The following is a 22,890-nucleotide window of genomic DNA, read 5'->3' as shown; positions in this document are numbered from 1 at the left end:
GCGCGTGCAGTTCGGCCAGTTTTCCGCGCGGGGAATGATAGCCGCGAGACTCGACATCATCTGGCAGCCGTTGCAGATGCCGAGCGCGAAGGTATCGGCGCGGCCGAAGAACGCGGCGAACATGTCGGCGAGACGCTGATTGAAGCGGATCGTCTTCGCCCAGCCCTCGCCCGCGCCCAGCACGTCGCCGTACGAGAAGCCGCCGCACGCGACCGCGCCCGCGAAATCGGCGAGCGTCGCGCGGCCTTCGAGCAGGTCGCTCATGTGGACGTCGTGCGCATCGAAGCCGGCGCGATCGAACGCGTAGGCCGTCTCGAGATGCGAGTTCACGCCCTGCTCGCGCAGAATCGCGACACGCGGACGATTGCCCTTTGCGATGAATGGCGCGGCGACGTCTTCTGCCGGATCGAAGCTCAGCACGGGCGAAATGCCGGGATCGGCGGCATCGAGCAGCGCGTCGTATTCGGCGTCCGCGCAGGCCGGGTTGTCGCGCAGCCGCGCGATGCGCCAGCTCACCTCGCTCCACGCGCGATGCAGCTCGGCGCGCGGCGCATCGAAAATCTTCTTCGCATCGCGATAGATTTCGATCGCGCCGCTCTCGTTCGGCTTGCCGATCACATGCGAGCACGCCGACAGGCCATGCTCGCGCAGCGCGCCGAGCACCGCGTCGCGGTCCGATGCGCGCACCTGCACCACCGCGCCGAGTTCTTCCGAGAACAGAGCGCGGATCGTGCGGTCGTCGCGGCGGCCGCTCGTCTGCTTCGCCCAGTCCTTCGCGTCGCCGTAGTCCGATTCGTGTTCGGCGTCGAGCGTCAGCATGTCGACGTTCAGCGACACGCCCACGTGACCCGCGAACGCCATTTCGCAGACCGCCGCCCACAGGCCGCCGTCGGAGCGGTCGTGGTAGGCGAGCAGCTTGCCATCGGCGTTGAGCGCCTGGATCGCGGCGAAGAAGCGCTTGAGGTCTTCGGGATCGTCGACGTCGGGAACGGCATCGCCCACTTGCTGCGTCACTTGCGCGAGAATGCTGGCGCCCATGCGGTTGCGGCCGCGGCCCAGATCGATCGCGATCAGCACCGTGTTCATGTCGTTGACGAGCTGCGGCGTCAGATGACGGCGCACGTCTTCGACCGGCGCGAACGCCGAGATGATCAGCGACACCGGCGACACCACTTCGCGCGCGCCCCCGCGTGCGTCCTGCCACTTGGTGCGCATCGACAGCGAATCCTTGCCGACCGGAATGCTGATGCCGAGCGCCGGGCACAGCTCCATGCCGATCGCCTTCACCGTCGCGTAGAGCGCGGCGTCTTCACCCGCGCTGCCGCACGCGGCCATCCAGTTCGCCGACAACTTCAGCTTGTTCAGCGATTCGATCGGCGCCGACGCGATGTTCGTCACCGCTTCGCCCACCGCCATGCGTCCCGATGCGGGCGCGTCGATGACGGCGAGCGGCGTGCGTTCGGCCATCGTCATTGCTTCGCCGCGAAAGCCCGCGTAGTCCATCGTCGTGACCGCGCAATCGGCGACGGGCACCTGCCACGGACCGACGAACTGGTCGCGCGCGGTCGTGCCGCCCACCGAGCGGTCGCCGATGGTGATGAGGAACGACTTGCTCGCGACCGTCGGATGCTTCAGCACATCGACCGCGACCGCCGACAGCGGCAGGCCGGTCACGTCGACCGGCGTGAACTGCGTGCTCTCGCGCTTCACGTCGCGATGCATCTTGGGCGGCTTGCCGAGCAGCACGTCCATCGGCATATCGACGGGTTCCTGGCCTTCGTTCGCGTCGTCGATCAGCTTCAACTGGCGCTCTTCCGTCGCCACGCCGACGACTGCTACCGGGCAGCGTTCGCGCTCGCAGATGGCCTGGAACGCAGGCAGATCGGCGGGTGAAATCGCGAGGACGTAGCGCTCCTGCGCTTCGTTCGACCAGATTTCGCGCGGCGAAAGACCGCTTTCTTCGAGTTGCACCTTGCGCAGATCGAAACGCGCGCCCTTGCCCGCGCCATCGACGAGTTCCGGGAATGCATTCGAAATGCCGCCCGCGCCGACATCGTGAATCGACAGGATCGGATTGCCGTCGCCCATCTGCCAGCAGGTGTTGATGACTTCCTGCGCGCGACGCTGGATTTCCGGATTGCCGCGCTGGACCGAGTCGAAGTCGAGCTCGGCGGTGTTCGCGCCGGTCGCCATCGACGACGCCGCGCCGCCGCCCATGCCGATGCGCATGCCCGGCCCGCCGATCTGGATCAGCAGCGTGCCGGCCGGCAGATCGTTCTTGTGCGTGTGCTGATCCGAGATATTGCCGATGCCGCCCGCGATCATGATCGGCTTGTGATAGCCGCGCACGCGGCCCGCGACGTTCTGCTCGTAGGTGCGGAAGTAGCCGCCGAGGTTCGGGCGGCCGAATTCGTTGTTGAAGGCGGCGGCGCCGATCGGCCCGTCGATCATGATCTGCAAGGGCGACGCGATGCGGTCGGGCCGGCCGTACGGCGCGTGCTGGTCGGCCGGGTTGCGCGATGCGAGCGGCACGGCGGCATCGCGATCGTTTTCCCATTTTTCGCGCGCGTCGGGGAAATCGAGGTTCGACACCGTGAAGCCCGCGAGACCGGCCTTCGGCCGCGCGCCGCGGCCCGTCGCGCCTTCGTCGCGGATTTCGCCGCCGGAGCCCGTCGCCGCGCCCGCGAACGGGGAAATCGCGGTCGGGTGATTGTGCGTCTCGACCTTCATCAGCGTGTGGGTCATTTCCACGTGACGCTGATATTGCTCGTCGCGGCCGCGCGGGAACCAGCGCTCCGCGATGCCGCCCTGCATGATCGCCGAATTATCCGAATACGCGACGATCGTGCCTTCGTGATTCAGCTTTTCGGTATTGCGGATCATCTGGAACAGCGACATGTCCTGCTTCTCGCCGTCGATGGTCCATTCGCCATTGAAGATCTTGTGGCGGCAGTGTTCGCTGTTGGCCTGCGCGAACATCATCAGTTCGACGTCGGTGGGATTGCGCTTCAGATCTTCGAACGCGCTCACCAGATAGTCGATCTCGTCGTCCGCGAGCGCGAGGCCGAGTTCGATATTCGCGGCTTCCAGCGCCTTGCGTCCCGCGCCGATGATATCGACCGTCTGCAAGGGCTTGGCCGGCAGTTCATCGAAGAGATGCAGCGCCTGATCGCGCGATGCCGCGACGCTTTCCGTCATGCGGTCGTGCAACGCATCGGCGACAGCCGCGCGCGCTTCGTCCGACAGCGCCTTCTTGCCGCCGAGAAAGCCGCTTTTCATGATGACCGAGTACTCGACGCCGCGCTCGATGCGCCGCACCTTTTCGAGCCCGCAGTGATGCGCGATATCGGTCGCCTTGCTCGCCCACGGCGAAACCGTGCCGAAGCGCGGCACGACCATGAAAGTTTCGACGTGGCCGCGTTCCTTCGATGCGTCGAACGGCGCGCCGTAATGCATCAGCGCGTCGATGCGGCTGGTGTCATCGTCGGTGAGCGGCTCGGAAGCGTTGACGAAATGCAGATACTGGCCGCGCACGCCGACGATATTCGCGTCGATGCGGGCGAGCGTTTCGAGAAGGCGGGTCTGACGAAAATCGGAGAGGGCCGAAGCGCCGGGGAAACACGAGAAGTGGGCCATTGTGACGGTGCGTCGATGACGTCTGTGTGCCGCTCGCGCGACGCTCGCATTTTTGCGAATCCAGAAAATTCGCAAATTCGGACTCGAGCGCGCAAAACGGCGTGAGGCGAAAGGAAGACCGCGATTATAACCCGGATGCGTCTCGAAATCGGCCGGGCGGTCCGTGCGAGCGGCGCACGGCGGCGGCCCGGCGACGCCGGATGCATCGAATGCTCATCTCGAAATCACCGGGGCTCGCCTGGCCATGCCGAACGGAGCGCGCCGCGCGGCGCAAGACCATGCGGCTTGCCGTCCCTCGCAAACGATTTTGGCGCTATCATGGCGCGCTTTCTTCGGGTCCGGCGTCAAGTCGCGCCGCCGGGTCCGTCGTTCTACCGTCAAGGCGCGCGGCTTCGGGCGCTTCCGTCCGCGCGTCACGCCGCGCAGCACTGCAATCTCGCGCCTTCGGGCACAAAAAAGTCATGGATGTCATCGTCATCGGCGGAGGAATCGCCGGCATCGCCACCGCGTATCAGTTGCATGCGGCCGGGCATCGCGTCTGCGTGATCGAGCGCCACGCGACCGTCGCGCAAGGCGCGACCTACGGCCAGGGCGGCGCGCTTCTGCCCTCGCCGCTCGATGTCTGGTTCGGCCCGACCTTCATGGCGTCGAGCCGCTCGAAGCAAAGCGGCATGGTGGTCAAGACCGGCTTCGATTCGGCCGCGCGCGATTTCATCAAGCAACTCGCGACGCTGCGCGATGCCGACGCGTTCGCGGCGCAATACGCGCATCTGCAACCGCTCGTCGATCTGTCGCGACGCGTGCTGGCGGACATCGAAAGCCGTCTGGAACTCGACTTCGAGCAACGCCGCGGCATGCTGCACGTATTCCGGCAGCCGCGCGAACTCGAAGACGCGCAACCGGCCATCGACCTGCTCAAGGGCTGCGGCGTGCCGTACCGGCTCCTGACGCCCGAGGAATGCGTCGCCGTCGAGCCTTCCGTGCCGGACTATCCCGAATTCGCGGGCGGCGTGCTGCTGCCCGAGGAACGCACCGCGAACTGCCCGCTCTTCACGAAGCAACTGAAGCAGATGCTCGAAGACGATGGCGTGCAGTTCCGCATGCATCGGAGCGTCGCGTCGGTGCGCGTGGACGGCGCGCGCGCCGCGGTCGAACTCGGCGATCCGAACGAAGCCAGGAAGCGCAGCGCCGACGTCGAGCTGATCACCGCGGATGCGATCGTCGTCGCGGCGGGCACCGGCACGCCGGGGCTCGTCGGCGGCATGAAATCGGCGTCCTCGCTCTTTCCGCTGCGTGTGCACACGCTGACCGCGCCCGTCGCGTACGAGGAGCGCGTGCCGCATCTCACGGTCGTCGATACGGTCAAGCGCATCACCATGACGCGCGTGAACCAGCGCCTGCGCGTGGGCGGCGCGGGCGTGTTTCAGAGCGCGTCGAAAGCCGACAAGCCGCTCGACGCCACGCTTTCCCGGCGCGCGCTCGATCTGCTCGGCCAGGGCACGCACGACTGGATTCCAGGTGCCGCGCGAGTCTCCGCCGCGCGCGCGTGGGACGGTCTGCGGCTGATCACCGCCGACGGGCTGCCGATCGTCGGCGCGGCCCGCCATCCGCGGCTTTTCGTCAGCGCGGCGCACGGCCCGGCGGGCTGGGGCCTCGCGTGCGGGTCTGCTAAAGTGATCGCGGACCTCGTCTCCGGCGTCACGCCCGATTTGCCCGCCAGCACGCTCGCCGCGCTGAGCATCGAACGCTTCTAGCGACCTCGCGGCGCGCGCCGCCGCGACGGGCACGATTGCTGCGAAAACGCCGGGTTTCCGATCGCCCTTCCCGCCGCCGCCATGACCGCTGCCCGCTCGCCCTATTTCAGTCCGAAAGACGATCCGCTCGCGCTGCTGACGCTCACCGAGCTGCGCACGCTCGAAACGCGCGCAGCCGCGGCGCTGCCGCCCCACACATTGATGGCACGCGCGGGCGCGGCCGCCGCGCAATGCCTCATCGACGTGTTCGAGCACGATCCCGACGCTCGCGCACGGGCGGTGTGGCTCGTGGCCGGTCCCGGCAATAACGGCGGCGATGCGCTCGTAATGGCCGAGCGGCTGCATCGCGCGGGAATTGCCGTGCGCGTGTGCATGCCGATCGAGGTGAAGCCCGACGACGCGCGCTGGGCGCTCGAATCGGCGCGCGCGGCGGGCGTGCCGATCGACGGCCAGCCGCCCGCATCGTTCGACGACTTCGGCTGGCTCGTCGACGGCATGTTCGGCATCGGTCTCACGCGCGCGCTCGAAGGCGTGTTCGCCGATATCGCCGCGCGCATGTCGCGCCGTTCCGCCGCTTCCGGCCGCGTGCTCGCGCTCGACGTCCCGAGCGGCCTGAACAGCGACACCGGCGCGCCCGTGAACGGCGGCGAAGCCGTGCGCGCGACCGACACCATCACGTTCATCGGCGCGAAGCCGGGACATTTCACGTCGCAGGGCCGCGATCTGACGGGACGGCTCTTCGTTTCGACGCTGGAGATCGAATCGAGCGCCGTGCCCTCCATCGTGCTCAACGCGCCCGCGCTCTTCGGCGCGTGCATGCCGGCGCGCGACAACGCGACCAACAAGGGCACGTTCGGCTCGCTCGCGGTGATCGGCGGCGATACCGGCATGTGCGGCGCGCCGATTCTCGCCGCGCGCATGGCGCTCTACGGCGGCGCGGGAAAAGTGCACGTCGCGTTTCTGGGCGACGGCTTTCCGCCCTACGATCCGCCGCATCCCGAACTGATGCTGCATCGCGCCGACGGCTTCGCGCTCGACAGGATGGACGCGCTGTCGATCGGCTGCGGCATGGGCACGAGCGAGCGCGCGAAAACCGTGCTCGCGGACGTGCTGAAGCTCGACGTCCCGAAACTCCTCGACGCCGACGCGCTCAATCTCGTCGCGAAAGACGAGGCGCTCGCGTCGGCCGTCGCGACGCGCGGCGCTCAGGGCGATCCGTGCATCCTGACGCCGCATCCGCTCGAAGCGGCGCGCCTCCTGCAAACCGATGCGAAAACCGTTCAGGCCGACCGCATCGCCGCCGCGCGCCAGCTCGCCGCGCGCTATGCGGCGATCGCGGTGCTCAAGGGCTCGGGCACGGTGATCGCGTCGCCCGATGGCCGCGTCTCGGTGAACCCGACCGGCAACGCCGGCCTCGCGACCGGCGGCACCGGCGACGTGCTCGGCGGATTGATCGGAGCATTGCTCGCGCAGAAGCTGCCGGCTTACGAAGCCGCGCTCGCGGGCGTCTATCTGCATGGGCTCGCCGCGCAGACGCTCACCGACGACGGCATCGGCCCGGCCGGACTGACCGCGGGCGAACTCGCGCCCGCCGTGCGCGGTCTGATCAACCGCCGCTTCTACGCCGGGCACGCGCGAAGCTGACGGTTTTCTGGCGCTCGCCTGCAAAGCCATCGTGACGCTTTGCAAGCATCCGTTCATGCATCGTCGCTATACTCTTTTTTGATTCGGGCAACCGCGGCCGCTCACTCGTGTTTCAGTCGCGTTCACCAGACACGACACGCACAGGCAAGCCGAGCCGCAATCGCACGAACGTATTCCTCTGTCACTCTCAGACTAACGGACCGCTCATGACCCAAAACTCGATGCTCAATTCGCTTCCTGCCTGGTCGGCGCTCCAGTCGCATTACGATGCCATCTCCGGCGAGCGCCTGCGCGACTGGTTCGCGCCCGAGAACGACACCGCGCCGACGCGCGCCGAGCGCCTGACCTTCGAAGGCGGCGGCCTCGCAATCGACTTCTCCAAGAACCGCGTCAAAGACGAAACGCTCAAGCTGCTCGTCGAGGTCGCGCAGCAAGCCAAGGTCACCGAACGCCGCGATGCGATGTTCCGTGGCGATATCGTCAACATCACCGAGCATCGCGCGGTGCTGCATACCGCGCTGCGCGCCCAGTCGCCCGACGCGCCCTTCTACGAGCAGGTGCAGAAAGAAAAGGCCAAGATGGCCGCCTTCTCCGACCGCGTGCGCGACGGCTCGTGGAAAGGCTATAGCGGCAAGCGCATCCGTCACGTCGTGAACATCGGGATCGGCGGCTCGGACCTCGGGCCGAAGATGGTCGTGCACGCGCTGCATCATCTGGCGTCGAAGGATCTCGACACGCACTTCGTATCGAATGTCGATGGCGCCGATCTCTGGAGCGTGCTCCAGCAAGTCGACGCCGAGGAAACGCTCGCGATCGTCGTCTCCAAGACTTTCACGACGCTCGAAACGATGACCAACGCGCATTCGATGCGCGACTGGTTCCTGAAATCCGGCTGTCCTGAAGATCAGCTATCGAAGCATTTCGTCGGCGTCTCGGCGAATCCGGCCGAAGTGGTCAAGTTCGGTATCGCGAAAGAAAACGTGTTCGAGATGTGGGACTGGGTCGGCGGCCGTTATTCGCTGTGGTCGGCCGTGGGTCTCTCGATCATGCTCTCCGTCGGCCCGCAGAATTTCGACGCGCTCCTGCAAGGCGCGGCCGCGATGGACGAGCACTTCCGCACCGCGCCGCTCGACAAGAACCTGCCCGTGCTGATGGGCATGATCGGCATCTGGTATCGCAACTTCTTCGGCTCGCAGAGCGATCTGATCGCGCCGTATTCGCAGGCGCTGCACTATCTGCCGTCGTATCTCCAGCAACTGGAGATGGAAAGCAACGGCAAGTCCGCGCGGCTCGACGGCAAGATGGTCGATTATCCGACCGCCGCCGTGATCTGGGGCGAGCCGGGCACGAACGGCCAGCACGCATTCTTCCAGATGCTGCATCAGGGCCCGACGCTGATCCCGATCGACTTCATCGCCGTGATGACGCCGGAACATCCGCTCGTCGATCATCACGCGAAGCTGCTCGCCAACTGCTTTGCGCAGAGCGAGGCGCTGATGCTCGGCCGCACGCTGGAAGAAGCAAAGAAGGTGGCCGGTCCGGGCAAGGAAGAACTCGCGACGCATCTGAGCTTCCCCGGCAATCGCCCGACCACGACCATCATGCTCGATGCGCTCACGCCGCAGTCGCTCGGCGCGCTCATCGCGCTGTACGAACACAAGGTGCTCGTGCAAGGCACGGTGTGGGACGTCAACTCGTTCGATCAGTGGGGCGTGGAGCTCGGAAAGATTCTCGGCAAGGTCGTCGAGGCCGATATCACCGCCGCGAGCGTCGATGCGGCCAAGCATGATTCGTCGACGTCGGCGCTGATCGCGCGTGCGCGCAGTGCGTTGAAGCGCTGACGGCCGGCTTTGTCGTCGATGGCCCGCGACGCTTTTGCGTTGCGGGCTTTTTTACACGCCCAGACCGTTGACGAGGCGCCCCGCTTCGATCGTCACCGTGGCGTCGCAACGTTCGGCGAGTTCCTGATCGTGCGTGACGAGCACGAGCGTCGCGCCGTTGCGGCGATTCATCTCGAACATCAGATCGATGATCGCGTAGCCGGTGGCGGCATCGAGGCTGCCCGTGGGCTCGTCGGCGAAGAGCACGGCGGGATGCGTGACGAACGCGCGAGCGAGCGCGACACGCTGCTGCTCGCCGCCGGACAGCACCTTGGGATAATGTCCTGTGCGTTGCGCCAGTCCGACCTGATCGAGCAGCGAACGCGCGCGCGCGGCGATTTCGCTGTGCGGCGTCTGGGCGCGCAATTCGAGCGGCAGCATCACGTTCTCGAGCGCGGTCAGATGCGGCATCAACTGGAACGACTGGAACACGAAGCCGACGGCGCCGCTTCTGAGCGCGGCGCGCTCGTCTTCGTTCAAGGTCGACAACTCCTTGCCGAGCAGACGAACCGAGCCCTCGCTCGCGCTGTCCAAACCGGCGAGCAGGCCGAGCAATGTCGACTTGCCCGAGCCCGATGCGCCGACGATCGCGACGCTGCTGCCCTTCGCGATCGACAGATCGATGTGATCGAGAATCGTGAGCTCGCCCGTTGCGTCCTTCACTCGCTTGCTTAATCCCCGTACTTCGATAACCGGCTCGATATTGTTTTGCATGGACACCTTGAAAATGAACTTGCGCGGCTTCGTTACCGCGTTCGCGCTGATGACGGCATGTTGTGCGACCGCGCACGCCGCGGATGCGCAGGCGGCATCGCAACCGAAGCCCGCTATCGTCGTGCTGGGCGATAGTCTGTCGGCCGAATACGGTCTGCCGCGCGACACCGGCTGGGTCAATCTGCTGCGCGACAAGCTGGCGAAGGAGCGTTTCGATTATAGCGTCGCCAATTCGAGCATCAGCGGCGACACCACGAGCGGCGGCCGCGCGCGCCTGACCGCGGTGCTTTCGCGCATCAAGCCTGCGGTCGTGATCGTCGAGCTCGGCGCGAACGACGCGCTGCGTGGCGTGCCGCTCGCGACGACGGAGACGAATCTGCGCGGCATCGTCGATGCATCGCAGGCCGCGCATGCGAAGGTTTTACTCATCGGCATGTACGTTCCGCCCAATTACGGCCCCGACTACACGCAAAAGTTCCACGCGGTCTATGAGCGTATCGCGAAGGACAAGAACGTGCCGCTCGTGCCGTTTCTGCTTGCGGGTATCGCCGACAAGCCCGCCATGTTCCAGGCCGACCAGATTCACCCGACGGTGCAGGCCCAGCCTTTGCTATTGGATAACGTCTGGCCAACCTTGAAACCCTTGCTGGGCGCCAGTGCGTCGCACTAACGAAGACGCCGGACGCGCGACAGCTTTAGCAATCCAACGCGGAGCACGGCCAAGATTCAGATCTCTGAGACTTTCGCGTAACTCTTATAACCCCGCTCGTTTCGTGAGCGACTCTACAAGGAGGTCACGTGAAATTAATCCCTCTTCTCGCCCTGACCGTTGCGATCTCGGCCTGCGCCGCTCAGCCGCCTGCCGGCGTTCAGCAGGTCGGTACGAGCCAGAAGGCGCCGAAGGTCGTCGCGCAATGCGTCGCCCAGAAGTGGGCCGATGCGTCGCAGCAGCAAGTCGTGTCGCAGGACACGCTGGCGAACGATCAGGCCGTCGACGTCTACGTTCCCGGCCAGCAACCGCCGAGCGGCGCTGCGGCCGTCGTTCGTCCGGCATGGTCGGGTTCGGGCACGTGGGTCGGTTTCCGCGCCTCGGGCGCTGCCGGCAGCCAGGCCACCGGCGATATCCAGGCTTGCCTGTAAGCGCGTTTCCGACGCCTGCCTGCTTTACACCGGCGTAGCCAAGCAAAAGCCCCGCATCCTTTCGGAAGCGGGGCTTTTTTAACGACGCCAGCGTCGATCAGTTCGACGACGACGGCGGCGGCGCCTGGCTCAGCTTGACCTTGGAGCGCGCCTTCAATGCGTTGATGTACGCCTCCATGTCGGCTTGCGCATAGACCTGCGCGACCTGCTGCTGCGCGCCCGCGAGACGATCGACGGCAACCGGCGTGGCCTTCTCGATGCCGTTCACGCGATAGATCGCATAACCGTCCGCACCGAGATCCACGCCGACATACGCCGGCAGCTTCGATGCATCCACCTTGAAGATCGCGCTCAGCGCAGCGGGCGGCAAGCCTTGCGCGTCGTTACGCGAAACCGTGACGGGCGACGTGAAGCCATCGGCCGATTTCGACTTCTGCAGATCCGCGAGCTTCGCTTCGCCTTCTTTCTTCGCCATCGCAGCGGCCATTTCCGCGATCACCTTCTTGCGCACGTCGTCCTTCACGGCGTCGAACGCCGGAACGGACGAAGCCTTGTAGTCGGTCACGCGCGCGGCGATCAGCGTGTTGTTGCCGACGTCGATGGCCTGCGTGTTGTTGCGGTCCTTCACCGCGTCAGGCGCGAAGACGGCCGTGAGGAACTTCGGATTGTTGAGCGGATTGTCCTGCGGCAACTGCGGATTTGGCTTCGGGCCGACCGTCGCGGTCTGGATCGTCAGCTTGTACTTGTCCGCGGCGGGTTGCAGCGTCTTCGCCTTCTCGTAGACGAGATCGGTGAAGCCTTGCGCGTTTTCGGCGAAGCCCTTCGTGCCTTGCTGGGCCGCATAGTCCTTGGCGAGCGCGTCCTTCACTTCATCGAACGGCTTCGTGATGGACGGCTTCACATCGGTCGCCTGAATGATGTGATACCCGAAGTCCGACTCGACGATATTGCTCACCTCGCCCTTCTTCAGGCCGAACGCGGCGTCGTCGAAAGCCTTGCCGCCCGCGATCTGGCCGCGCGCGAAGTAGCCGAGATCGCCGCCCTTGCTCGCCGAACCGGGATCGTCCGAGTTCTTCTGCGCGATTTGCGCGAACTGGTCGGGATGCGCCTTGACTTGCGCGAGCAGTTCTTCGGCTTTCTGCTTCGCCTTCGCCTTGTCGGCGGCGCTCGCGTCCTTCGGCGCGTTCACGAGAATGTGGCTCGCGCGCACTTCCGCTTCCGTGCGATAGCGCTGGATGTTGTCGTCGTAATACTTCTTAAGATCGGCGTCGCTCGGCTTCGATGCCGCCGCGACCGTCGATGGCGACAGCAGCAGATACTGGATCGTGGCCGTCTCGGGCGTCGCGAAGTCGTTGCGATGCGCGTCGTAGTAAGCGTTGAGCTGCGCGTCGGTGGGCTGGATCTTCGCGGTGTAGTCGGCCGCGCGCAGCGACAGACCTTGCACCGAGCGCTTCTGCTCGGCGAGTTCCGTCAGACTCTGCGCAAGCGCTTTCGACGTGAACGATGTCGTCTGGATGCTGCCCGGAATCTGCTCGGTCGCGATCGTGTAGCGCATGCGTTCGTCGTACTGCGCGGGCGTCATGCCCTGCATTGCGAGCAGTTGCTTGTAGCGATCGAGGTCGATGCTGCCATCGGGTTTCTTCAGCGACGAGATCACCGGATCGGAAAGCAGCGCGCGGCGCACGGCGTCATCCGACGCGGTCAGATGCAGGCGCTGCGTTTCGTCGGCCATCGCGCGTTGCTGCACGAGGCTGTCGACCATCGCGGCGCGTGCCTCGGGCGTATCGAACATCTTGGCATCGAACTGCGCGCCGAGCATCGAGCGGGCGCGGTCCACTTGCTGACGGAAGGCGCTGTCGAACTCCGCGCGCGTGATCTTGTGGCCATTCACGCTGGCGACGTAGGAGCTTTCGTCGAAATAGTTGCTGAAGCCCTGGATCCCGACCATGCCCAGACCGGGCACGATGATCAGGATCAGCAGAGCCATCATCAGGCGCTGGTGATTACGGAAAAAGTCGAGCATGCGTAGCGCTGCGTGGTTATAACAAAACGCTCGATATTACAACAGTGGACGGGGAAAAGGCGAAAGGCGGGTGGGATTTGGTAGTTGCAAGTCACGGTGTGAATGGGGCGCGGGCTAGGTTCGATTGCAGATGAGCAATGATTTCAAGCACTTATGGAAGCGCGGACTTGGCGTAGACCGAAGCGTCCGACAGGAAGATCAAATTGCGCGCAGTATCGCAAACCGCAGTCAGACGCCGCTATATTCGCGCGCTGAATCGAAGGCCCGCTCCTCAACCGATTTCGGCTGTCCTTCTCGCCTCAATCTCGCGTTTTCCGGGAAGTTGGCCGCGACGAGATTTTTGGTTCGTGCAAATTCGGACACGGAACTCTCCGTCCGCAATGAGCCGTGGCTCAATCGATTCGTTGCAACGGCGAGTGCGACCGAGGCGATCTCTTCAATTCAACGGCCGGGTTGACGAATATCCATGTCGGCTTGGCTCCCTTAGCCATGCAGCGAAAATCGTCAAGAGTGACAGAATTTGATTGCCCAACGTCAGCCTGCTACGCAACGCTTTGATGAACGTCAATCCCCAACTTCGAAAGTAACCCGGAATGTTGCATCAAAGCGTCTCAAGCGGCTAAATGGAACGTCATGTTCATCAACCCGGTGAACGCCTCAAGGAGTATCCGTATGGCCAAATACGTCGTTCACTATGAGATGCGAAAAAGTTCGCAGTCCGCATCATACTCTCACACTACCGAGTGCGAATCGGAGCATACCGCCATTCAGATTGCCGAAGCAAAAGGCCGGAAGGACAAACCAGGATATGACTTCAATCTTAAGCGCGTGGAGCGGCGCTGACGTGAAGCTGCCCTACTTTAAACTCGGAGAGGCTCTCACAGAGACGCGAGATAGCTTCTCCTACGGGGAAGGTTCGCAAAAGCTGTCGGCTGTAGCAAGACTCGTTGGGAAGTCGGCAGCCAATGTCGGCATGCTGGCAGTTGAGGCCGGTCTCGAGGTAGTCAAACGACTACCCGAAATCGCTGGGGACGCGGCCAAGCGAAATTTGGATCGCGCCTCGCACTTGATGACCGATGAACAGCGCGAACGTGCCGAGCAAATGGTTCTGGCGGGGATCGAGGCGCGAGATAAACGTATGCAGAGGGAGCGCGATGAAGAGAGACGCCGGAGGGAGGAGTCATACGAGAAGGGGTGAGACTTTCCGTGCGGGTCAGTTCGTCATCGCGGGATGCTTTGAGGTTCATGACGAACGGGCAAGGATCAGCAGACTCACGCCTTAGCCATATCGCGTGCGGTACTCGGCTGCGTGCGAGTCCCGTCGATCCCATTGCCCATGGCCTGTGACTTGCGGCTCAGCATTCGACGGATTAAAAACAAAAAAGTCCCGCAAGCGATGCAGCTTGCGGGACTTTCATGTTCGATTCTGGCGGAGCGGACGGGACTCGAACCCGCGACCCCCGGCGTGACAGGCCGGTATTCTAACCAACTGAACTACCGCTCCTGGGTAGCGCGCAATGAACTGAGACCTGGTGGGTGCTGAGAGGCTCGAACTCCCGACCTACGCCTTGTAAGGGCGCCGCTCTACCAACTGAGCTAAGCACCCGGTCCGCAAATTCACTCGGTTTGCGCTGCACTGAATTCATGCCCTTCGTTTTGAGAAGCGCCGTATCCAGCGAGTCCGCTAGTTTAGCGCATCCTTCAGTGCTTTGCCAGGGCGAAATTTCGGGACCTTCGCGGCCTTGATCTTGATCGCATCGCCTGTGCGCGGATTGCGGCCCGTGCGCGCGGTGCGCTTGCCCACGGCGAACGTCCCGAAGCCGACGAGCGTCACGGTGCCGCCCTTCTTCAGCGTCGCGCTCACGCCGCCGATCACCGCTTCGAGCGCGCGGCCGGCTGCGGCCTTGGAGATATCGGCTTGCTGCGCGATATGGTCGATCAATTCCGTCTTGTTCATGGTGATCCCCGAATCAGTATTGGCACGTTGTAATCGATCTGGTCCAGCATCGATGCGAATGGCATCTCGATATGATGGATGCGGCGCTCATTTAACTTAGCCGAAAGAAGCGTGTCAACGGGGGTTGAGCCTTACTCGGCGCGGGTTTGAAGCGTTTTAGAAGACCTCTTCGGAAAAGCGTTTCGCAAAAAGAAAAACCCGCAGGCAAACGCCTGCGGGTTTTAGCTTCGATCACGCAACACGGCGATGAAACCGTGTCGCGAGAAGCGCTCAGTGCTTCACAAACTCGCCCGATGCAGGCGCGTCCTTTTGCTCGGCCGTGACCGGCGTTGCCTTCGCTTCTTCCTCGGGCAACGACTCCGGCGCACGTTCGAGCGCCAGTTCCAGCACGCGATCGATCCAGCGAACCGGCACGATCTCGATGGCGTTCTTCACGTTGTCGGGAATCTCGGCCAGATCCTTGGTGTTTTCCTCGGGGATCAGCACGAGCTTGATGCCGCCGCGATGCGCCGCCAGCAACTTCTCCTTCAATCCGCCGATCGGCAGCACTTCGCCGCGCAACGTGATTTCGCCCGTCATCGCAACATCCGCGCGAACCGGAATGCCCGTCAGCACCGACACCAGCGCCGTGGTCATCGCGATACCGGCGGACGGACCGTCCTTCGGCGTCGCGCCTTCCGGCACGTGGATGTGAATGTCCTTCTTTTCGAAGGACTCATCCGTGATGCCGAGACGACGCGAACGCGAACGCACCACCGAGCGCGCCGCTTCGACGGATTCCTTCATCACGTCGCCGAGCGAACCCGTGCGGATCACGCCGCCCTTGCCGGGCATCACCGCCGCTTCGATTGTCAGCAGATCGCCGCCGACTTCCGTCCACGCAAGACCCGTGACCTGACCGATCTGGTTGTCCTTCGCGGCCAGACCGAAGTCGTACTTGCGCACGCCGAGGAAGGTGTCGAGGTTGGAGCCATCGACCTTCACGGCGCCCTCGGCCTTCTTCAGCAGCAGCATCTTCACGACCTTGCGGCAAATCTTCGACACTTCGCGCTCGAGCGAACGCACGCCCGCTTCACGCGTGTAGTAACGAATGATGTCGCGGATGGCTTGCTCGGTGACATCGATCTCGCCGTCCTTCAGGCCGTTGTTGCGCTTCTGCTTCGGCAACAGGTAGCGCGTCGCGATGCTGACCTTCTCGTCTTCCGTGTAACCCGAAAGGCGGATGACTTCCATCCGGTCGAGCAGCGGCGGCGGAATGTTCAGCGAGTTCGACGTCGCCACGAACATCACGTCCGACAGGTCGAAGTCCACTTCGATGTAGTGGTCCGCGAACGTGTGGTTCTGTTCCGGGTCGAGCACTTCGAGCAGCGCGGAAGCCGGATCGCCGCGGAAATCCATGCCCATCTTGTCGACTTCGTCGAGCAGGAAGAGCGGATTGCGCACGCCGACCTTCGTCAGGCTTTGCAGGATCTTGCCGGGCATCGAGCCGATATACGTGCGGCGGTGACCGCGAATCTCGGACTCGTCATGCACGCCGCCCAGCGCCATGCGCACGAACTTGCGGTTCGTCGCGCGGGCGATGGATTGCCCGAGCGAGGTCTTGCCGACGCCCGGAGGCCCGACGAGGCACAGGATCGGCGCCTTAACCTTCTCGACGCGTTGCTGAACCGCGAGATACTCGAGAATGCGTTCCTTCACCTTCTCGAGACCGAAGTGATCTTCGTCCAGCACACGCTCGGCGTTCGTGAGGTCATTGTTGACCTTGCTCTTCTTGCGCCACGGCAGGCCGATCAGCGTGTCGATGTAATTGCGCACGACGGTCGCTTCCGCGGACATCGGCGACATGAGCTTCAACTTCTTGAGCTCGGCATCGGCCTTCTTCTTGGCTTCCTTCGGCATGCGCGCGGCGGTGATGCGTTTCTCGAGTTCTTCGAGATCCGCGCCCTCTTCGCCTTCGCCCAGTTCCTTCTGGATGGCCTTGACCTGTTCGTTCAGGTAGTACTCGCGCTGGCTCTTCTCCATCTGGCGCTTCACGCGGCCACGAATACGCTTCTCGACCTGAAGGATGTCGATTTCGGCTTCGAGTTGCGCGAGCAAGTGCTCCAGACGCTCGATCACAGGGAACATCTCGAGGATGTGCTGCTTCTGATCGAGCTTGAGCGGCAAATGCGCGGCGATGGTGTCGGCAAGACGACCCGCTTCGTCGATACCCGACAGCGACGTCAGGATCTCCGGCGGAATCTTCTTGTTGAGCTTCACGTACTGATCGAACTGGGAAACGATCGCGCGGCGCAGCGCTTCGGTTTCAGCGCTGTCGGCGTGATCGGGCTCGAGCGGCATCACGTCGCACGAGAATTGCGTTTCCTGCTCTTCGATCGAGAGCGTCTTGGCGCGTTGCAAACCCTCGACGAGCACTTTCACGGTGCCGTCGGGCAGCTTCAGCATCTGCAGGATGTTGGCGACACATCCTACTTCGTACATGTCCTTTTCGGTCGGTTCATCTTTCGCCGCCGTCTTCTGGGCGACGAGCATGATGTGCTTGCCGCCTTCCATCGCGGCTTCGAGGGCCTTGATCGACTTAGGCCGCCCGACGAAGAGCGGAATCACCATATGCGGGAAAACGACTACGTCGCGCAGCGGGAGCAGCGGCAGCGTAATGCGTTCCTGCGGGAGGAGTTGGGTTCCTGACATTTCATTTCCCCATTAATGGAATCAGTTCAGTCGTAAGTAAGGCCGTTCAGAGCTATTGCAAGCCTTTATCGGAAGGGAAAAGTCGGTAGTCAAAGATCGCGTCAGTAACATCCACAAGATAAACCGAAAAAAATAAAAGGCCGTTCACGTCGCCATGAACGGCCTTTCGCCGACACACAGCCTGCTTCAGTTCGATCCTGCTACTTTCGGTGCGTCTTCGTAGATGAGCAGCGGCTTGCCGTCGCCGTCGATCGTGTTGTCGTCGACGATCACCTTCGAAACACCCTTCATGGTGGGCAGTTCGTACATCACGTCGAGCAACGCCTGTTCCAGAATCGAACGCAGTCCGCGCGCGCCGGTCTTGCGGCGAATCGCCTTCTGCGCGATGGCCTGCAGCGCCGCCGGGCGGATTTCCAGTTCCACGCGTTCCATCGCGAAGAGCTTGTGATACTGCTTCACGAGCGCGTTCTTCGGTTCGATGAGAATCTTCACGAGCGCGGCTTCGTCGAGCTTGCCGAGCGTCGCCACGACGGGCAGACGGCCGATCAGTTCAGGAATCAGACCGAACTTGATCAGATCTTCCGGCTCGACTTCGCGCAACACTTCGCCCGCGTCGCGATCCTGCTTGCTCTTCACGCTCGCACCGAAACCGATACCAGTTTTCTCGGTGCGGTCCGTGATGACCTTTTCCAGACCATCGAACGCGCCGCCGCAGATGAACAGGATGTTGGTCGTATCGACCTGGATGAAATCCTGGTTCGGGTGCTTGCGCCCGCCTTGCGGCGGCACCGACGCCATCGTGCCTTCGACCAGCTTGAGCAACGCCTGCTGCACGCCCTCGCCCGACACGTCGCGCGTGATGGACGGGTTGTCGGACTTGCGGCTGATCTTGTCGATTTCGTCGATGTAAACGATTCCGCGCTGCGCCTTGTCGACTTCGTAATTGCAGTTCTGCAGCAGCTTCTGAATGATGTTCTCGACGTCCTCGCCGACATAGCCGGCTTCGGTCAACGTCGTTGCATCCGCGATCACGAACGGCACGTTCAGCATACGGGCGAGCGTCTGCGCGAGCAGCGTCTTGCCCGAGCCGGTCGGCCCGATCAGGAGAATGTTGCTCTTCGAGAGCTCGATCTCGTCTTTCTTGTCGAGATGCTTGAGCCGTTTGTAATGGTTGTACACGGCCACCGCGAGAATTTTCTTCGCGCGTTCCTGGCCGATGACGTACTGGTTGAGGATATCGCTGATTTCCTGCGGGCTCGGCAGGTCGGACCTCGTCAGCCCGGCCTCCTCCGCCGCGCCGGCTGCCTCGTCGCGAATGATCTCGTTGCACAGATCGATACATTCATCGCAGATGAACACCGACGGCCCAGCGATGAGCTTCTTCACCTCATGCTGGCTTTTTCCGCAGAACGAGCAATACAGCAGCTTTTCGCTGCTGGAACCTTTTTTGTCCGCCATAAATGTGTAAGCCTCCGGACACTCTTGTTACATGATACGCGCTTCGATTCGACGACGCAGATTCGCACCCGCGAGGTCGAAGGAAGTGCGTTTTTGGCGTTGCGCCGCACGCGCGACTTCGCACTCCTGGCCGGCTTTTCGTCTCCGAGGGCCGGCGCGGCGCCGCTCCGGACGCCTTCAGGGACGCTTGTGAAGCACCTGGTCGACGAGGCCGTAAGCTTGCGCATCGTCGCCCGACATGAAGTTGTCGCGATCCGTGTCGCGCGCGATGCGCTCGACCGGCTGACCCGTGTGATGCGACAGCAACTGATTCAAACGTTCCTTCAGGTACAGGATTTCCCGCGCCTGGATCTCGATGTCCGATGCCTGACCGCGCGCGCCACCGAGCGGCTGGTGAATCATCACGCGCGCGTTCGGCAGCGCGACGCGCTTGCCCTTCGCGCCCGCCGCCAGCAGGAACGCGCCCATGCTCGCAGCGAGACCCATGCACAGCGTGGAGACGTCCGGCTTCACGAACTGCATGGTGTCGTAGATCGCCATGCCGGCCGAAACCGAGCCGCCAGGGCTGTTGATGTACAGGCTGATGTCCTTGTCCGGGTTCTCGCTTTCGAGGAACAGCAACTGGGCGACGACGAGATTCGCCGACTGGTCGTTCACCTCGCCGACGAGAAACACCACACGCTCCTTCAGGAGGCGCGAATAAATGTCATAGGCTCGCTCGCCGCGGCCGCTCGTTTCCACGACCATCGGAACGAGGCCGAGCGCCTGGGCTTCGAAGTCCCGCGATGCGTGGGACGCCAACGTGTCGAGCAATTCAGCGCGAAAGGTCATGCAATTTCCTTGTTCGGAATAGGGATACTGAACGACAAAGGAACATCCAATAGAACGGCATGCAAACGCCCAAACTTTAATGCAAAAAAGGCGTGCGAGCCGTCAGTCCGACGACTCCGCACGCCCCTTGCCTAACGCGTCAGGCTTGCGCCGTTGCGCTGGCCAGTTCCTCGAAGCTGACTTCCTTGTCGGTCACCTTGGCCTTGCCCAGGACGAAATCGACGACGTTGCTTTCCACGACGTACGCTTCCATCTCGGCGAGGCGCTGCTGGTTCGAATAATACCAGCGGACGACTTCCTTCGGGTCTTCGTAGCTCTTGGCGAATTCGTCCACTTCAGCGCGGATCTGTTCCGGCTTCGCCTGCAGTTCGTTGGCCTTCACCAGCTCGGCCAGCACGAGGCCCAGCTTCACGCGGCGCTCGGCCTGTTCGGCGAACATTTCGGCCGGGATCGGCGCGTCGGCGGCGTTCGGCACGCCGCGCTGCTGCAGGTCCTGGCGCGCCATTTCGACGAGACGCTGCTGATCCTGCTCGATCAGCGCCTTCGGCACGTCCAGCTCGGAAATCTTCAGGAGCGCGTCCATGACCTGGTTCTTCACGATCTGCTGCGTGCGGCGCTTTGCTTCGCGCTCCAGGTTGTCCTTGATCTCGGTGCGCATCTTCGTGAGATCGCCGTCTTCGATGCCGAGCGACTTCGCGAAGTCCGCGTTGATTTCCGGCAGATGCGGCCACTCGATCTTCTTGACCGTGATCGTGAACTGCGCCGTCTTGCCCGCGACGTCCTTGCCGTGATAGTCCTCGGGGAACTTGAGATCGAAATCGCGCGATTCGCCGACCTTCAGGCCCGTCGCGGCTTGCTCGAATTCGGGCAGCATGCGGCCTTCGCCCAGCACGAACGCGAAGTCTTCCGCGCTGCCGCCTTCGAATGCGACACCGTCGATCTTGCCGACGAAGTCGAGCGTCACGCGGTCGCCGTCGGCCGCTGCCGTGCTCGCGCCGCCGTCGCCGTGCTCGCCGGCTTCGCCGCGGGCGTGGAAATGCACGCGCTGCTTGCGCAGGATGTCCAGCGTGCGATCGACTTCAGCTTCGGAGATGGTCGTGACCGTGCGTTCGATTTCAGCGTTCGCCACATCGCCAAGTTGCACTTCCGGATAGACCTCGAAGGTCGCGTCGAACGCGTAGGCGTCGGCTGCGACTTCCGACTTCGGCGCGAAGCTCGGCTGGCCCGCGACGCGCAGGTTTTCGGCGCGCGTGACGTCGAAGAATTCCTTGCCGACCTTGTCGCTCAGCACTTCCGCCTCGACCTGGCCGCCGTACTGCTGCGTCACCATCTTGAGCGGCACCTTGCCCGGGCGGAAGCCCGGCATGCGCACGTTCTTGGCCAACTGGCGGATGCGCGAATCCACTTCCTTCTGCACGGTGTCTTTCGGCAGGGAAATCGTCACGCGGCGTTCGAGCTTGCCGAGGTTCTCAACTACGTTAGCCATGGCTGAAATCGTCCTAGAGTAAATCGTAAATTCGGTGTTCGGTTCTTCCGCGGTTCTTAAGGCGCGGGTCCGGATGCGGGCTCTGCGGGAGCCGGCCGAAATCGACGCCTGGCGCCGAAAGACGCTTGAAAAACGCATCTCGCGGCGTGCCGGAACGTCGCCCGACACGGTGTCAGTCAACAGAGCCAAGTATTTTAGCAAACAATTCCGCGCGGTCCGTCCGACGAATTCGTCAACGCGCCGTTTCAGCGGGATTTGCCCGTCAAAGCGCCCTTTTTGCGAGGAAATTTCGGCGTAAATCCGCGTTTTTCCGACGCGCTCCTACGCGCACAATTCCCGTTATCGGCGCGCCGCTATTTTGCGGCGCGCGCCGCGCTGATAAGCTTGCCGACGCATGATTCACGCGACGAAGCGGCCCGGCGCGCAATCCATTGCCGCAAGGCATGACGCGTATGCAACAAGTGCATAGATAAGGCATCGCCGCGGCTTTTCAATCGTTCCTTCACACCAGAACATTCGAGACACCATGCCTAACGCCACGTCTGCTGCTCCTGTAGTTGTCATCGCTCCCGATTCCTTCAAGGGCTCGCTCTCCGCGGAAGGCGTCGCGAACGCCATCGCGGAAGGCATCAGGCGCGCACGGCCGGACGCCGACATCCGCATCCGCCCGATGGCCGACGGCGGCGAAGGCACGCTCGACGCGATGCTCTCGGCGGGCGGCGAGCGCCGCATGCTCAACGTGCGCGGCGCGGCCGCCGCGCGTCGCGATGCCGCGACCGGCCTGCTCGACGACGGCGGCGCGATCATCGAAACAGCGGAAGTCGTCGGCATCACCGATCCGGATGGCATGGCGGTGCCGGTCACCGAACGCAGCACGCTCGGCATGGGCGAGGCGATCCGCGCGCTGCTCGATTCCGGCGCGCGCACGTTCTACGTCGCGCTCGGCGGCAGCAGCACGAATGACGGCGGCGCTGGCCTGCTCGTCGGCCTCGGGCTCAAACTTTTCGATGCGACCGGCAAGGAACTCGCACCGGTGCCGTCGGCGCTGGCGCAGATCGCGCGGATCGACGCGTCGGGACTCGATCCGCGTGTGAAGGATGCGAAATTCGTCGGCATGTCCGATGTCGATAATCCGCTCACCGGCGATCACGGCGCGACCGCGATCTTCGGTCCGCAAAAAGGCGTGACGCCCGAACAAGTGGCGACGATCGACGCCGCCCTCGTCCATTTCGCCGATCTCCTCGAACCCGCGATGGGCGTCGCGAAGCGCAACGAACCCGGCGCGGGCGCGGCCGGCGGACTCGGCTTCGCGCTGCATATGCTCGGCGCGCGCTTCGAGACAGGCGCGGAAGTGGTCGCGCGCGAAATCGGCCTCGATGCCGCGCTCGAAGGCGCGAACTGGCTGATCACGGGCGAAGGCCGTTCGGATGTCCAGACGCTGCACGGCAAGGCGCCCTTCATCGCCTGCAAGCACGCGCGCGATTCGGGCGTGCCGGCGTCGCTGCTGTCGGGCGCGGTCGATTCGGCTGCGCTGCCGCGGCTCTCCGAATTCTTCAGCGGCTGCTTCTCGCCCGCGCCGGGCCCGATCACGCTCGAAACGGCGATCCGCGACGCCGCGCGCCTGCTCGCGAACGAAGCCGAGCAACTCACGCGGCTCAGGTTCGGTTCGATCTGAG

15 protein-coding genes, 2 tRNA genes and 1 pseudogene are annotated in these 22,890 nt (G+C 63.6%); 7 read left to right on the top strand and 11 right to left on the bottom strand.

Annotation, left to right across the window (positions count from 1 at the left end; translation table 11 throughout):
- A pseudogene (gene purL, locus QCE73_RS06845) lies at window positions 1-3,636 on the bottom strand (phosphoribosylformylglycinamidine synthase); the annotation flags it as partial.
- Window positions 3,637-4,097: 461 nt separating this feature from the next.
- On the opposite strand from purL, the gene QCE73_RS06840 reads away from it, so the two are divergent.
- From QCE73_RS06840 to pgi, 3 genes are all read left to right on the top strand, one after another.
- On the top strand, window positions 4,098-5,390 hold the full coding sequence (locus QCE73_RS06840) for an FAD-dependent oxidoreductase (protein ID WP_035498681.1): 1,293 nt from the start codon (window positions 4,098-4,100) through the stop codon (window positions 5,388-5,390).
- Window positions 5,391-5,471: 81 nt separating this feature from the next.
- Window positions 5,472-7,034: an NAD(P)H-hydrate dehydratase gene (locus tag QCE73_RS06835; protein ID WP_309880343.1), complete on the top strand. Its 1,563-nt coding sequence runs from the start codon at window positions 5,472-5,474 to the stop codon at window positions 7,032-7,034.
- A gap of 206 nt (window positions 7,035-7,240) precedes the next feature.
- Window positions 7,241-8,875 carry a glucose-6-phosphate isomerase gene (gene pgi, locus QCE73_RS06830; protein ID WP_309880342.1) on the top strand — a complete coding sequence of 545 codons (1,635 nt, stop codon included), beginning with the start codon at window positions 7,241-7,243 and terminating at the stop codon, window positions 8,873-8,875.
- Window positions 8,876-8,926: 51 nt separating this feature from the next.
- Here pgi and QCE73_RS06825 read toward each other — a convergent pair whose 3' ends face one another.
- Window positions 8,927-9,628, bottom strand: a complete 702-nt coding sequence (locus tag QCE73_RS06825; RefSeq protein ID WP_035498685.1) for an ABC transporter ATP-binding protein — start codon at window positions 9,626-9,628, stop codon at window positions 8,927-8,929.
- On the opposite strand from QCE73_RS06825, the gene QCE73_RS06820 reads away from it, so the two are divergent.
- The gene (locus QCE73_RS06820; protein WP_404989735.1) at window positions 9,627-10,298 is read left to right on the top strand and encodes an arylesterase; all 672 of its coding nucleotides are present in this window, start codon (window positions 9,627-9,629) and stop codon (window positions 10,296-10,298) included. The two genes, QCE73_RS06825 and QCE73_RS06820, sit on opposite strands and share 2 nt — an antisense overlap.
- Before the next feature lie 128 nt (window positions 10,299-10,426).
- Window positions 10,427-10,768, top strand: a complete 342-nt coding sequence (locus tag QCE73_RS06815; RefSeq protein WP_035498689.1) for a hypothetical protein — start codon at window positions 10,427-10,429, stop codon at window positions 10,766-10,768.
- A 97-nt stretch (window positions 10,769-10,865) separates the two neighbouring features.
- Here the strand turns inward: QCE73_RS06815 and QCE73_RS06810 are convergent, their stop codons facing one another.
- Both QCE73_RS06810 and QCE73_RS06805 read right to left on the bottom strand, forming a co-directional pair.
- A complete protein-coding gene (locus QCE73_RS06810; protein ID WP_309880341.1) occupies window positions 10,866-12,791 on the bottom strand; it encodes a SurA N-terminal domain-containing protein in 1,926 nt (641 codons plus the stop codon).
- Between the two features lie 228 nt (window positions 12,792-13,019).
- Window positions 13,020-13,154 (bottom strand): hypothetical protein, encoded by a 135-nt coding sequence (locus QCE73_RS06805; RefSeq protein ID WP_309880340.1) that lies wholly within the window; start codon window positions 13,152-13,154, stop codon window positions 13,020-13,022.
- 481 nt (window positions 13,155-13,635) lie between these two features.
- Between QCE73_RS06805 and QCE73_RS06800 the strand changes: the two genes are divergently transcribed.
- Complete coding sequence (locus QCE73_RS06800) at window positions 13,636-13,989, top strand: hypothetical protein (protein WP_309880339.1); 354 nt, start codon at window positions 13,636-13,638, stop codon at window positions 13,987-13,989.
- 229 nt (window positions 13,990-14,218) lie between these two features.
- Here the strand turns inward: QCE73_RS06800 and QCE73_RS06795 are convergent.
- From QCE73_RS06795 to tig, 7 genes are all read right to left on the bottom strand, one after another.
- Window positions 14,219-14,295, bottom strand: a tRNA-Asp gene (locus tag QCE73_RS06795).
- Window positions 14,296-14,321: 26 nt separating this feature from the next.
- Window positions 14,322-14,397, bottom strand: a tRNA-Val gene (locus QCE73_RS06790).
- Window positions 14,398-14,475: 78 nt separating this feature from the next.
- Entirely contained in the window at window positions 14,476-14,802 is a 327-nt protein-coding gene (locus QCE73_RS06785) for an HU family DNA-binding protein (RefSeq protein WP_309881927.1), read from the bottom strand.
- Between the two features lie 216 nt (window positions 14,803-15,018).
- Complete coding sequence (gene lon / locus QCE73_RS06780; RefSeq protein ID WP_035498696.1) at window positions 15,019-17,439, bottom strand: endopeptidase La; 2,421 nt, start codon at window positions 17,437-17,439, stop codon at window positions 15,019-15,021.
- 186 nt (window positions 17,440-17,625) lie between these two features.
- Window positions 17,626-18,897, bottom strand: a complete 1,272-nt coding sequence (clpX, locus tag QCE73_RS06775; RefSeq protein WP_035498697.1) for an ATP-dependent Clp protease ATP-binding subunit ClpX — start codon at window positions 18,895-18,897, stop codon at window positions 17,626-17,628.
- A gap of 177 nt (window positions 18,898-19,074) precedes the next feature.
- A complete protein-coding gene (gene clpP, locus QCE73_RS06770) occupies window positions 19,075-19,728 on the bottom strand; it encodes an ATP-dependent Clp endopeptidase proteolytic subunit ClpP (RefSeq protein WP_035498698.1) in 654 nt (217 codons plus the stop codon).
- A gap of 139 nt (window positions 19,729-19,867) precedes the next feature.
- On the bottom strand, window positions 19,868-21,214 hold the full coding sequence (gene tig / locus QCE73_RS06765; protein WP_035498700.1) for a trigger factor: 1,347 nt from the start codon (window positions 21,212-21,214) through the stop codon (window positions 19,868-19,870).
- Window positions 21,215-21,740: 526 nt separating this feature from the next.
- Between tig and QCE73_RS06760 the strand changes: the two genes are divergently transcribed.
- Entirely contained in the window at window positions 21,741-22,889 is a 1,149-nt protein-coding gene (locus QCE73_RS06760; protein ID WP_309880338.1) for a glycerate kinase, read from the top strand.
- Window position 22,890: the final 1 nt, after the last annotated feature.

Source organism: Caballeronia sp. LZ029 (assembly GCF_031451275.1).
Taxonomy (GTDB): domain Bacteria; phylum Pseudomonadota; class Gammaproteobacteria; order Burkholderiales; family Burkholderiaceae; genus Caballeronia; species Caballeronia jiangsuensis.
This window is presented reverse-complemented; position numbering and strand designations above follow the sequence as displayed.